The sequence below is a fragment of the Cupriavidus sp. 01L46 genome, assembly GCF_056399905.1.
In genome coordinates this window covers 24,207-37,456 of sequence record NZ_JBFTSF010000100.1, presented here as the reverse complement: position 1 = coordinate 37,456, position 13,250 = coordinate 24,207, and the positions used below count along the sequence as shown (strand labels likewise).

The window sequence follows — 13,250 nt, the reverse complement described above, 5'->3', positions numbered from 1 at the left end:
GAAGGACAAGGAAATGGTCATGCCGGGTGACAACGTGTCGATCACGGTCAAGCTGATTGCCCCGATCGCCATGGAAGAAGGCCTGCGTTTCGCCATCCGTGAAGGCGGTCGTACCGTCGGCGCCGGCGTCGTGGCAAAGATCCTCGACTGATAAAGTCGAACAGCGGATACGGCACCAACCGGCCGTATTCGTTGCCAGAGGGGTTGGCCTAATCGCCGACCCCACAGTTGTTTTAGGGGTATAGCTCAACTGGCAGAGCGTCGGTCTCCAAAACCGAAGGTTGGGGGTTCGATTCCCTCTGCCCCTGCCAATTCAATCAGCCGCGTCGCGATAGAGAGTATCGTGACGCGGCTTAGTCTCGTTTGCGAAACATGGCCAATCCCAACGTCGAAACCGTCAACGCCGCCAGTGGTAAGTGGTTGCTTGGCGCCGCGGTGCTACTGGTGGTTGCCGGCGTCATCGGTTTCTATGCTCTGGCACAGCAACCGTCCTACGTGCGTGGCGCTGCGCTGTTCGGCGGCATTGCGCTGGGCGTGGTGGTCGCGCTGGTATCGGCGCCAGGCAAGGATTTCATCGGTTTCTCCAAGGAATCGTATCGCGAAGTCCGCAAGGTCGTTTGGCCCACCCGCAAGGAAGCCGGGCAGATGACGGGCCTGGTGTTTGTCTTTGTCGTGATCATGGCCGTGTTCCTGTGGTCTGCGGACAAGCTCATCGAGTGGGTCATCTTTTCGCTCGTGCTGGGCTGGAAATGAAGGATAGAACATGACGGATAACGCACAACAGGAAGTCCCCGCAGCTGAATCGCCTTCGTCGAAGAAGCGCTGGTATGTGGTGCACGCCTATTCCGGCATGGAAAAGAGTGTGCAGCGCGCGCTGCAGGAACGCATTGAGCGCGCCGAAATGCAGGACAAGTTTGGCCGCATCCTGGTCCCGTCCGAAGAAGTCGTTGAAATCAAGGGTGGGCAGAAGTCTGTCACCGAGCGTCGCTTCTTCCCGGGGTACGTGCTGGTCGAGATGGAAATGACCGACGAGACCTGGCACCTGGTGAAGAACACCAGCAAGGTCACTGGCTTCGTCGGCGGTGCGCGCAATCGCCCGAGTCCGATTTCCCAGAAGGAAGTCGACAAGATCATGACCCAGATGCAGGAAGGGGTCGAGAAGCCGCGTCCCAAGACGCTCTTTGAAGTGGGCGAAATGGTTCGCGTCAAGGACGGCCCTTTCACCGACTTCAACGGCAACGTCGAGGAAGTGAACTACGAGAAATCGCGCCTGCGCGTCTCGGTCACCATCTTCGGGCGTGCCACCCCGGTCGAGCTCGAGTTCGGCCAGGTCGAGAAAGTCTAAGTGGTCTGTGTGGTTTAAGCAGTTCAGGTTTTCGCGTTTTATGCTGACTGCAAGGTCAGCGAAAAATGCAGCGGCCAGTCTCGAAAGGGGCTGGCCACAAGAGGAGCGTGAGGCTGGCTGGGGTGGATGAACCATCCCTGCAGCGATAGCGCGCTACGACTCAACAGGATCRCATTCCGCCAGGAAGCGGTCCGGATTGGAGTAAATATGGCCAAGAAGATCATTGGCTTTATCAAGCTGCAAATTCCGGCTGGTAAGGCAAATCCCTCCCCGCCCGTGGGCCCCGCACTGGGTCAACGCGGTCTGAACATCATGGAGTTCTGCAAGGCGTTCAACGCGCAGACCCAAGGCATGGAACCCGGCCTGCCGGTGCCGGTGGTGATTACCGCCTTCGCCGACAAGAGCTTCACCTTCGTGATGAAGTCGCCCCCGGCGACCGTTCTGATCAAGAAGGCAGCTGGCCTGACCAAGGGTTCGGCCAAGCCGCACACCGACAAGGTTGGCAAGATCACGCGTGCCCAGGCTGAAGAAATCGCCAAGGCAAAGAACGCTGACCTGACCGCTGCCGATCTGGACGCTGCCGTCCGTACGATCGCCGGTTCGGCTCGCTCGATGGGCATCACCGTGGAGGGTCTGTAAATGGCTAAGGTTTCCAAGCGCACCGCCGCGAACAAGGCGAAGATCGAGCGCACCAAGTTCTACCCGATCGACGAGGCCCTGGGCCTGGTGAAGGGCTGCGCATCGGCCAAGTTCGACGAATCCATCGACGTGGCCGTGCAACTTGGCATCGATGCGAAGAAGTCGGACCAGGTGGTTCGTGGCTCCGTCGTGCTGCCTGCCGGTACCGGCAAGTCGGTTCGCGTGGCTGTGTTCGCCCAAGGTGAAAAGGCTGAAGCCGCCAAGGCAGCTGGCGCCGAAATCGTCGGTATGGAAGACCTGGCTGAACAAGTCAAGGCCGGCAACCTGAACTTCGACGTCGTGATCGCCTCGCCGGACACGATGCGTATCGTTGGTACGCTGGGCCAGATCCTGGGCCCGCGCGGCCTGATGCCGAACCCGAAGGTCGGTACGGTTACCCCCGACGTCGCCCAGGCTGTGAAGAACGCCAAGGCCGGTCAGGTGCAATACCGTGTCGACAAGGCCGGTATCATCCACGCCACCATTGGCCGCCGTTCGTTCCAGGACGCCGATCTGAAGCGCAACCTGAGCGCGCTGATCGAAGCCCTGGTGAAGTCGAAGCCGGCTACCAGCAAGGGCGTGTACCTGCGCAAGATCGCTGTTTCGTCCACCATGGGCGTTGGCGTTCGCGTGGAACAGGCTTCGCTGTCGGCCTAAGGCTGGCGGCAACCGCAGGGCGGACCCGATAACGTCGCCCAGCGTAAARCATTGAGGATCCCGGCCCAGGCCGGGATCGTCTCCCGAGTCAGGCGGTGCCCGATAGGACACCGCAGGATGAAGGAGCAAGGCTTTGGGCAGTGGTGCCCGCCGGCGCGCAAGCGTGGAGCAGGCACCGCTGGTTATCAAAGACCGCTGGTGGCGGGCGCGGCCGTAGGTTGGCTGCCTCGCCTTAATCGGACGGAACGTACGCAGCGTGGCTTTGGCCTGCCGCGACGCCTCCCGGCCCACCAGCGCAGATGGCGCACCCGAGGGATTGAAGAATCCGGGCAATGACCCGGGTGATTCGGGCCAAATCGGACGCCGTTCGTTTGGACTGATGTGCGTGCCCCGGACGATCCGGGGAACAAGCATCGTTTTGGAGCTTAACCGTGCCACTTAATATTGAAGATAAGAAGGCCGTCGTTGCTGAGGTTTCGGCGCAAGTCGCTAAAGCCCAGACCATCGTCGTAGCCGAATATCGCGGCATTGCGGTTGGCGATCTGACCAAGCTGCGCGCCAAGGCCCGCGAGCAAGGCGTGTACCTGCGTGTTCTGAAGAACACGCTGGCCCGCCGCGCCGTGGAAGGCACGCCGTTTGCCGGCCTCGCAGAGCAAATGACCGGTCCGCTGATCTACGGTATTTCCGAAGATGCAGTGTCGTCGGCCAAGGTTCTGAACGACTTTGCCAAGACCAACGACAAGTTGGTTCTGCGCGCAGCGTCGTACGACGGCAACGTGCTCGATGCTGCTGCCGTCAAGGCACTGGCCTCGATCCCGAGCCGTGACGAACTGATTGCTCAGCTGCTTGGCGTGATGCAGGCACCRGTGTCGGGCTTCGCCCGTCTGCTGGCTGCACTGGCCGCCAAGAAGAGCGAAGGCGCCCCTGCCGAAGGCGAAGGCGCTGCTKCCGCCGCCGAGAGCGAAGGCGCAGCTGCTTAAGGCGTAAGCCTTTCGCAGCCTGGCTCATCAAGATCGCATTACCGATACCGAATCACATTTAGCAGGAGTATTCCAAATGGCAATCAGCAAAGACGACATCCTCGAAGCCGTAGGCKCGATGTCCGTGATGGAACTGAACGACCTGGTCAAGGCGTTCGAAGAAAAGTTTGGCGTGTCCGCCGCTTCGATGGCCGTGGCTGCTGCCCCGGGCGCAGGCGCTGCTGCCGCTGAAGAGCAAACCGAATTCAACGTTATCCTGTCGGAAATCGGCGCAAACAAGGTTGGCGTGATTAAGGCTGTTCGCGAAATCACCGGCCTGGGCCTGAAGGAAGCCAAGGATCTGGTTGACGGCGCACCGAAGGCTGTCAAGGAAGGCGTGGACAAGGCTGCTGCAGCCGACGCCAAGAAGAAGCTGGAAGACGCCGGCGCAAAGGTCGAAGTCAAGTAAGCTGTACTCGCGTGCCTTTTGGCACGCGAATGGGGCTGGCAAAGGGAGATTCCCGGCGCCAGCCTTTTTGCGCTTCTGCGATGTGTGTTTTACTGTGCACTCGGAAGCGTGAATAAATGGCGCAAACGATGCTTGAGAGCTGGGCGTATGCCTAAGCTTGAGCAGAGGCCAAACATCAGTGGCACACTAGGTGGTTGCTGATGTTTGTCTTCTGAACCGACTGCAGAAGACAAGTTTGGTCGGGTGTCCCCCGGGCCRGTATGACGCATTGCGTCGTTTCTGCCGGCTCGCAGCGTGCGGACACCGTCAGCCAGAGGTTGGTAGCGGCCAACCGCCAAATCCCCTCCCAGTCGCTGAACACCTCAGGTGCTGCGCCAGGTCCAGCCAGCCCTGCGATGATTCGGAGATCCCATGGCGTACAGCTTCACCGAAAAGAAGCGCATTCGCAAAAGTTTTGCGAAGCGCGCGACGGTTCATCAGGTTCCTTTCCTGCTTGCCACCCAGATTGAATCCTACGCTCAGTTTCTGCAAGAGGGTGCGCCACCMTCGCGTCGCAAAACCGAGGGCCTGCAAGCGGCTTTCAGTGCAATCTTCCCGATTGTGTCGCACAACGGGCTCGCCCGTATGGAGTTCGTCTCCTACCACCTCTCCAACCCGCCGTTCGACGTCAAGGAATGTCAACAGCGTGGCCTGACCTTCCACTCGGCGCTGCGTGCCAAGGTACGCCTGATCATCAACGATCGGGAAAATCCGGGCAAGGTCAAGGAAGTCAAGGAACAGGAAGTCTACATGGGCGAAATTCCGCTCATGACGTCGACCGGCTCCTTCGTCATCAACGGTACCGAGCGTGTGATCGTTTCGCAGCTCCACCGTTCGCCTGGCGTGTTCTTCGAACACGACAAGGGCAAGACCCACAGCTCGGGCAAGCTGCTGTTCTCGGCACGGATTATTCCTTACCGCGGCTCGTGGCTCGATTTCGAGTTCGACCCGAAGGACATCCTGTACTTCCGCGTTGACCGTCGCCGCAAGATGCCGGTCACGATCCTGCTGAAGTCGATCGGCCTGACGCCCGAGCAAATCCTCGCGCACTTCTTCGTGTTCGACAATTTCACCCTGCAGTCGGAAGGCGCGCAGATGGAATTCGTGCCCGAACGCCTGCGCGGTGAAGTCGCGCGCTTCGACATCGCCGACAAGGACGGCCGTGTCGTCGTGGAGRAGGACAAGCGGATCAACGCAAAGCATATCCGCGACCTGGATTCCGCCGGCACCAAGCTGATCAGCGTGCCGGAAGACTACCTGCTCGGCCGCGTGCTGGCGAAGAACATCATCGACCCGGATACCGGTGAGGTGATTGCCAACGCCAACGACGAGCTGACCGAAACCGTGCTGGAAAACCTGCGCGAAGCCGGTGTCAAGCAGATCCAGACCCTGTACACGAACGATCTGGACCAAGGTCCGTACATGTCGCAGACGCTGCGCGTGGACGACACCGCGGACCAGACCGCTGCGCGTATCGCGATCTACCGCATGATGCGTCCCGGCGAGCCGCCGACCGAAGACGCGGTGGAAGCCCTGTTCCAGCGCCTGTTCTACAGCGAAGAGTCGTATGACCTGTCGCGCGTTGGCCGCATGAAGGTCAACAGCCGCCTGGGCCGCCCGAGCGGTGAAGGCAGCATGGTGCTGCAGGACGAGGACATCCTCGAGACCATCAAGATCCTGGTCAACCTGCGCAACGGCAAGGGTGAGGTCGATGACATCGATCACCTGGGCAATCGTCGCGTCCGCTGCGTTGGCGAACTGGCCGAAAACCAGTTCCGTGCCGGCTTGTCGCGMGTCGAGCGCGCCGTCAAGGAACGTCTGGGCCAGGCCGAGACTGAAAACCTGATGCCGCACGACCTGATCAACTCGAAGCCGATTTCGTCGGCCATCCGCGAGTTCTTCGGTTCGTCGCAGCTGTCGCAGTTCATGGACCAGACCAACCCGCTGTCCGAGATCACGCACAAGCGTCGCGTCTCCGCACTTGGCCCGGGCGGTTTGACCCGTGAGCGCGCAGGCTTTGAAGTGCGTGACGTGCACCCGACCCACTACGGCCGCGTGTGCCCGATCGAAACGCCGGAAGGCCCGAACATTGGCCTGATCAACTCGCTGGCACTGTATGCACGCCTGAACGAGTACGGCTTCCTGGAAACGCCGTACCGCAAGGTGGTCGACAGCAAGCTGACCGACCAGGTCGACTACCTGTCCGCCATTGAAGAAGGCAAGTACGTGGTGGCGCAGGCCAACGCGACGGTTGACACCGACGGTACCCTGATCGACGAACTGGTGTCGTCGCGTGAAGGTAGCGAGCGGGAAACCCGTATGGTCACGCCGGACCGCGTCCAGTACATCGACGTGGCGCCTTCGCAGATCGTCTCGGCCGCGGCATCGCTGGTGCCGTTCCTCGAGCACGATGATGCGAACCGTGCACTGATGGGCGCCAACATGCAGCGYCAGGCCGTGCCKWSCCTGCGTSCGSASAAGCCGCTGGTGGGTACCGGCATTGAGCGTACCGTTGCGGTCGACTCGGGTACTGCCGTCCAGGCGACCCGTGGCGGCGTGGTGGACTACGTCGACGCCATGCGTATCGTGATTCGCGTGAACGATGAGGAAGCTGTCGCCGGTGAAGTCGGCGTCGACATCTACAACCTGATCAAGTACACCCGCTCGAACCAGAACACCAACATCAACCAGCGTCCGATGGTCAAGGTTGGGGATTTCGTCGCCCGTGGCGACGTGATCGCCGACGGCGCATCGACCGACCTGGGCGAGCTCGCGCTCGGCCAGAACATGCTGGTGGCGTTCATGCCGTGGAACGGCTACAACTTCGAAGACTCGATCCTGATCTCCGAACGCGTGGTGGCCGAAGACCGCTACACCTCGATCCACATCGAGGAACTGTCGGTCGTCGCCCGTGACACCAAGCTGGGACCGGAAGAAATCACCCGCGACATCTCCAACCTCGCCGAGGCGCAACTCGCGCGTCTGGACGAGTCCGGCATCACCTACATCGGTGCCGAAGTGGAAGCCGGGGACGTGCTGGTCGGCAAGGTCACGCCCAAGGGCGAGACCCAGCTGACCCCGGAAGAAAAGCTGCTGCGCGCGATCTTCGGCGAGAAGGCTTCGGACGTGAAGGACACCTCGCTGCGCGTCCCCTCGGGGATGAGCGGTATCGTGATCGACGTCCAGGTCTTCACCCGCGAAGGCGTGACCCGCGACAAGCGTGCCCAGTCCATCATCGACGATGAACTCAAGCGCTACCGCCTGGACCTGAACGACCAGCTGCGTATCGTGGAAGGCGATGCCTTCCAGCGTCTGGAACGCCTGCTGCTCGACAAGACCGTCAATGGCGGTCCGAAGAAGCTGTCCAAGGGCGCCAAGCTGACCCGTGAGTACCTGGCCGATCTGGACAAGTACCACTGGTTCGACATCCGCCCGGCCGACGAAGAAGTGGCTGCCCAGCTGGAAGCCGTCAAGGAAGCCATCGAGCAGAAGCGTCACGAGTTCGACCTGGCCTTTGAAGAAAAGCGCAAGAAGCTCACGCAAGGCGACGAACTGCCGCCGGGCGTGATCAAGATGGTCAAGGTGTACCTGGCCGTCAAGCGCCGCCTGCAGCCTGGCGACAAGATGGCAGGCCGTCACGGCAACAAKGGCGTTGTGTCCAAGATCGTTCCGATCGAAGACATGCCCTACATGGCCGACGGCACACCCGCCGACATCGTGCTGAACCCGCTCGGCGTGCCTTCGCGGATGAACGTGGGCCAGATTCTGGAAACCCACCTGGGTTGGGCCGCGCGCGGCCTGGGCCAGCGTATCGGCTCCATGCTCAAGGCACAGGCGAAGGCGCAGGAACTGCGTCCGTTGCTCGCCCAGATCTACAACGAGAGCGGCAAGCCGGAAGACCTCGACAGCCTGTCGGACGCTGAAGTGCTGGAACTGGCGACCAACCTGAAGAAGGGTGTCCCGTTCGCCACGCCGGTGTTCGACGGTGCGCACGAAGACGAAATCCGCCGCATGCTGGACCTGGCGTACCCGGAAGAGATCGCCAAGGACATGGGCCTGACCGCTTCCAAGCAACAGGTCACGCTGCACGACGGCCGTACCGGCGAAGCGTTCGAGCGTCCGGTGACGCTGGGCGTGATGCACATGCTGAAGCTGCACCACTTGGTCGACGACAAGATGCACGCGCGTTCGACCGGCCCGTACTCGCTGGTGACCCAGCAGCCGCTGGGTGGTAAGGCGCAGTTCGGTGGCCAGCGTTTCGGTGAAATGGAAGTGTGGGCGCTGGAAGCATATGGCGCCTCCTACGTGCTGCAGGAAATGCTGACGGTCAAGTCCGATGACGTGAACGGCCGGACCAAGGTCTACGAGAACATCGTCAAGGGCGAGCACTCGATCGATGCCGGCATGCCGGAATCGTTCAACGTGCTGGTGAAGGAAATCCGTTCGCTGGGTATCGACATCGACCTCGATCGCTATTGATTCGGATCGAGAGTGCGCGGCAGGCCGGCCGTAAATGGCCCGCCTGCCGCCGAATGCCCGCTACGGTTTTCCCACAGGATGAATGCCGCGGGCCCGACATGCTGTCGGGCTGGCGGCGAAACAAGGAGTTGCAATGAAAGCATTGCTCGATCTCTTTAAGCAGGTTCAGCAGGAAGAGCAGTTCGACGCGATCAAGATCGGCCTGGCATCGCCAGAGAAGATCCGTTCGTGGTCGTACGGTGAAGTGAAGAAGCCGGAAACCATCAACTATCGGACGTTCAAGCCCGAGCGCGATGGTCTGTTCTGCGCCAAGATCTTTGGCCCGATCAAGGACTACGAGTGCCTGTGCGGCAAGTACAAGCGCCTGAAGCATCGCGGCGTGATCTGCGAGAAGTGCGGCGTTGAAGTGACGCTGGCCAAGGTGCGCCGCGAGCGCATGGGCCACATCGAACTGGCTGCGCCGACCGCGCACATCTGGTTCCTGAAGTCGCTGCCGTCGCGTCTGGGCATGGTGCTCGACATGACGCTGCGCGATATCGAGCGCGTTCTGTACTTCGAAGCATTCGTGGTGCTCGAACCCGGCATGACTCCGCTCAAGAAGAGCCAGATCATGTCCGAGGACGACTACATCGCCAAGTGCGAAGAGTATGGCGAAGGCGAGTTCGTGGCCATGATGGGTGCCGAAGGCATCCGTGAATTGCTGCGCGGCATCGACATCGAAAAGCAGATCGAAACGATCCGCGCCGAGCTGCAGACCACCGGCTCCGAAGCCAAGATCAAGAAGTTCGCCAAGCGCCTGAAGGTGCTCGAGGCGTTCCAGCGTTCGGGCATCAAGCCGGAATGGATGATCCTGGAAGTGCTGCCGGTGCTGCCGCCCGAACTGCGTCCGCTGGTCCCGCTGGATGGTGGCCGTTTCGCCACCTCGGACCTGAACGACCTGTATCGCCGCGTCATCAACCGTAACAACCGCCTGAAGCGCCTGCTCGAACTGAAGGCGCCTGAAATCATCGTGCGCAACGAAAAGCGCATGCTGCAGGAAGCGGTTGACTCGCTGCTGGACAACGGTCGTCGCGGCAAGGCCATGACGGGCGCCAACAAGCGTCCGCTGAAGTCGCTGGCCGAAATGATCAAGGGCAAGGGCGGCCGTTTCCGTCAGAACTTGCTGGGCAAGCGCGTCGACTACTCCGGCCGTTCGGTCATTGTGGTGGGCCCGACCCTCAAGCTGCACCAGTGCGGCCTGCCCAAGTTGATGGCGCTCGAATTGTTCAAGCCCTTCATTTTCCACAAGCTGGAAACGATGGGCATCGCCACCACCATCAAGGCGGCGAAGAAGGAAGTGGAAAGCCAGACCGCGGTGGTGTGGGACATCCTCGAAGAGGTGATCCGCGAGCATCCGGTCATGCTGAACCGCGCACCGACGCTGCACCGCCTGGGCATCCAGGCGTTCGAGCCGGTGCTGATCGAAGGCAAGGCCATCCAGCTGCACCCGCTGGTCTGCGCGGCGTTMAACGCCGACTTCGACGGTGACCAGATGGCTGTTCACGTCCCGCTGTCGCTGGAAGCGCAGATGGAAGCCCGCACGCTGATGCTGGCCTCCAACAACGTGCTGTTCCCGGCCAACGGCGATCCGTCGATCGTCCCGTCGCAAGACGTGGTGCTGGGTCTGTACTACACGACCCGCGACAAGATCAACGGCAAGGGCGAAGGCCTGACGTTCGCCGACATCAGCGAAGTGATCCGCGCCTACGAGAACAAGGAAGTCGAACTGGCTTCGCGCGTGAACGTGCGTATCACCGAGTATGAACTGGTCGACAAGGACGCAGTGGGCGACGCCCGCTTTGCGCCCAAGATCACGCTGCAGGCCACCACGGTCGGCCGCGCGATCATGTCCGAGATCCTGCCGAAGGGCCTGCCTTTCTCGGTGCTGAACAAGCCGCTGAAGAAGAAGGAAATCTCGCGCCTGATCAACACCGCGTTCCGCAAGTGCGGCCTGCGCGAGACCGTGATCTTCGCTGACAAGCTGCTGCAGTCGGGCTTCCGCCTGGCAACGCGCGCTGGTATCTCGATCGCCATCGACGACATGCTGGTGCCGCCGCAAAAGGAAAAGATCATTTCCGACGCGGCTGCCAAGGTGAAGGAATACGACAAGCAGTACATGTCGGGTCTGGTGACCGATCAGGAACGCTACAACAACGTCGTGGACATCTGGGGCGCCGCCGGCGACCAGGTGGGCAAGGCGATGATGGAGCAGCTCCAGCACGAAGACGTGGTCGACCGTCACGGCAACACCGTGAAGCAAGACTCCTTCAACTCGATTTACATGATGGCCGACTCGGGCGCGCGCGGTTCCGCAGCGCAGATCCGTCAGCTGGCTGGCATGCGTGGCCTGATGGCCAAGCCGGATGGCTCGATCATTGAAACGCCGATTACGGCGAACTTCCGTGAAGGCCTGAACGTTCTGCAGTACTTCATCTCCACCCACGGCGCGCGTAAGGGCCTGGCGGATACGGCACTGAAGACCGCGAACTCGGGTTACCTGACCCGTCGTCTGGTCGACGTGACGCAGGATCTGGTGGTGGTGGAAGACGATTGCGGCACGACCAACGGCGTGGCCATGAAGGCCCTGGTCGAAGGCGGTGAAGTGATCGAAGCCCTGCGCGACCGGATTCTCGGCCGTGTGACGGTGTCCGATGTGGTGAACCCTGAAACCCAGGAAACCGCGATCGAGGCCGGCACCCTGCTGGACGAAGACCTGGTCGACATGATCGACGCCATCGGCGTGGACGAAGTGAAGGTGCGCACGCCGCTGTCGTGCGACACGCGCTACGGCCTGTGCGGCATGTGCTATGGCCGCGACCTTGGCCGCGGCGTGCTGGTGAACTCCGGCGAAGCGGTTGGCGTGATCGCCGCCCAGTCGATTGGCGAGCCGGGCACCCAGCTGACCATGCGTACGTTCCACATCGGCGGCGCGGCATCGCGTTCGGCCGTGGCATCCAGCGTGGAAGCGAAGGCAACCGGTACCGTGCGTTTCACGGCGACCATGCGTTACGTCACCAATGCGAAGGGCGAGCTGATCGTCATCTCGCGTTCGGGCGAAGCGCTGATCACCGACGACCACGGCCGCGAGCGCGAGCGCCACAAGATCCCGTACGGCGCCACGCTGCTGGTGCAGGACGGCCAGGCCATCAAGGCTGGCACGCAACTGGCCACGTGGGACGCGCTGACGCGCCCGATCGTGTCGGAGTACACCGGCACGACCAAGTTCGAGAACGTCGAAGAAGGCGTGACTGTCGCCAAGCAGATGGACGAGGTCACCGGCCTGTCGACCCTCGTGGTGATTGATGCCAAGCGCCGTACGGCTGCCACCAAGGGCCTGCGCCCGCAGGTGAAGCTGCTCGACGCCAACGGCCAGGAGGTGAAGATCCCGGGCACGGACCACTCCGTGACCATCGGCTTCCAGGTCGGCGCGCTGATCACCGTGAAGGACGGCCAGCAGGTGCACGTGGGTGAAGTGCTTGCACGTATCCCGACCGAATCGCAAAAGACCCGCGACATTACCGGGGGTCTGCCGCGTGTGGCCGAGCTGTTCGAAGCGCGTTCGCCGAAGGATGCCGCCGTGCTGGCGGAAGTCACCGGCACCACGTCGTTCGGCAAGGACACCAAGGGCAAGCAACGCCTGGTGATTACGGACCTGGACGGCAACGCCCACGAGTTCCTGATCACCAAGGAAAAGCAAGTCCTGGTGCACGATGGCCAGGTGGTGAACAAGGGCGAAATGATCGTGGAAGGTCCGGCGGACCCGCACGACATCCTGCGCCTGAAGGGCATCGAGGAGCTGGCGCACTACATCGTCGACGAAGTGCAGGACGTGTACCGTCTGCAGGGCGTGAAGATCAACGACAAGCACATCGAAGTGATCGTGCGCCAGATGCTGCGCCGCGTGCAGATCGCGGATGTGGGCGACACCAAGTTCATCCCGGGTGAACAGGTGGAGCGTTCGGAACTGCTCGACGAGAACGATCGCGTGATCGCCGAAGGCAAGCGTCCGGCCACGTACGAAAACCTGCTGCTCGGTATCACCAAGGCGTCGCTGTCTACCGACAGCTTCATCTCGGCGGCATCGTTCCAGGAAACCACCCGCGTGCTGACGGAAGCCGCGATCATGGGCAAGACCGACGACCTGCGTGGTCTGAAGGAAAACGTGATCGTTGGTCGACTGATCCCCGCTGGTACGGGTCTGGCTTACCACCGTGCCCGCAAGGCGCGCGAGGCGGCCGAGCGCGAACGTGCCCAGGCGATCTCCGACGAAGAGCAGTCGCTCTTCATCGAGCCGCCGGTGGTGCCGGCGACGACCGAAGGCGAGGGCGACGCGGTCTAAGACTAAGACTGCCAGCCTGAACCTGCAAGCAAGCTGCATGAAAAAGCCCGGCCCTGGTGGCCGGGTTTTTTTTGCCTGTAGCTATACGGCTAGTTTTATTTGTTTCGGTCTTTGTCGGCCACTTTTATTCGTCATGCTTATGTTTTGCCGCAAGGGCACGGACCCGTGCACCATGCGCCGCCAGGCGAAAGAAATCCGGGAACATTCGTCACAGGCCGAAGTAGTTAGCCGCGCCCTTGGTGGTAT

Annotated in this window: 9 protein-coding genes and 1 tRNA gene; all 10 read left to right on the top strand. The window is 61.5% G+C overall.

Going from position 1 to position 13,250, the window contains the following annotated elements; translation table 11 throughout:
• Nucleotides 1–151, top strand: a 151-nt coding sequence (locus AC1DS3_RS19045; protein WP_456301274.1) for an EF-Tu C-terminal domain-related protein, incomplete at its 5' end; no start/stop codon positions are given.
• A gap of 84 nt (nt 152–235) precedes the next feature.
• A tRNA-Trp gene (locus AC1DS3_RS19040) sits at nt 236–311 on the top strand.
• A gap of 61 nt (nt 312–372) precedes the next feature.
• Nucleotides 373–753, top strand: a complete 381-nt coding sequence (gene secE / locus AC1DS3_RS19035; protein ID WP_006162342.1) for a preprotein translocase subunit SecE — start codon at nt 373–375, stop codon at nt 751–753.
• Between the two features lie 10 nt (nt 754–763).
• Nucleotides 764–1,345 (top strand): transcription termination/antitermination protein NusG, encoded by a 582-nt coding sequence (gene nusG, locus AC1DS3_RS19030; RefSeq protein WP_006162340.1) that lies wholly within the window; start codon nt 764–766, stop codon nt 1,343–1,345.
• A gap of 207 nt (nt 1,346–1,552) precedes the next feature.
• On the top strand, nt 1,553–1,984 hold the full coding sequence (rplK, locus tag AC1DS3_RS19025; protein WP_006162338.1) for a 50S ribosomal protein L11: 432 nt from the start codon (nt 1,553–1,555) through the stop codon (nt 1,982–1,984).
• A complete protein-coding gene (gene rplA / locus AC1DS3_RS19020) occupies nt 1,985–2,680 on the top strand; it encodes a 50S ribosomal protein L1 (RefSeq protein WP_006162337.1) in 696 nt (231 codons plus the stop codon).
• Nucleotides 2,681–3,111: 431 nt separating this feature from the next.
• The gene (gene rplJ, locus AC1DS3_RS19015) at nt 3,112–3,660 is read left to right on the top strand and encodes a 50S ribosomal protein L10 (RefSeq protein WP_477127708.1); all 549 of its coding nucleotides are present in this window, start codon (nt 3,112–3,114) and stop codon (nt 3,658–3,660) included.
• A 76-nt stretch (nt 3,661–3,736) separates the two neighbouring features.
• On the top strand, nt 3,737–4,108 hold the full coding sequence (gene rplL / locus AC1DS3_RS19010; RefSeq protein WP_477127707.1) for a 50S ribosomal protein L7/L12: 372 nt from the start codon (nt 3,737–3,739) through the stop codon (nt 4,106–4,108).
• 411 nt (nt 4,109–4,519) lie between these two features.
• Nucleotides 4,520–8,626, top strand: a complete 4,107-nt coding sequence (gene rpoB / locus AC1DS3_RS19005) for a DNA-directed RNA polymerase subunit beta (RefSeq protein ID WP_477127706.1) — start codon at nt 4,520–4,522, stop codon at nt 8,624–8,626.
• A gap of 133 nt (nt 8,627–8,759) precedes the next feature.
• On the top strand, nt 8,760–13,004 hold the full coding sequence (rpoC, locus tag AC1DS3_RS19000; RefSeq protein ID WP_477127705.1) for a DNA-directed RNA polymerase subunit beta': 4,245 nt from the start codon (nt 8,760–8,762) through the stop codon (nt 13,002–13,004).
• Nucleotides 13,005–13,250 lie beyond the last annotated feature (246 nt).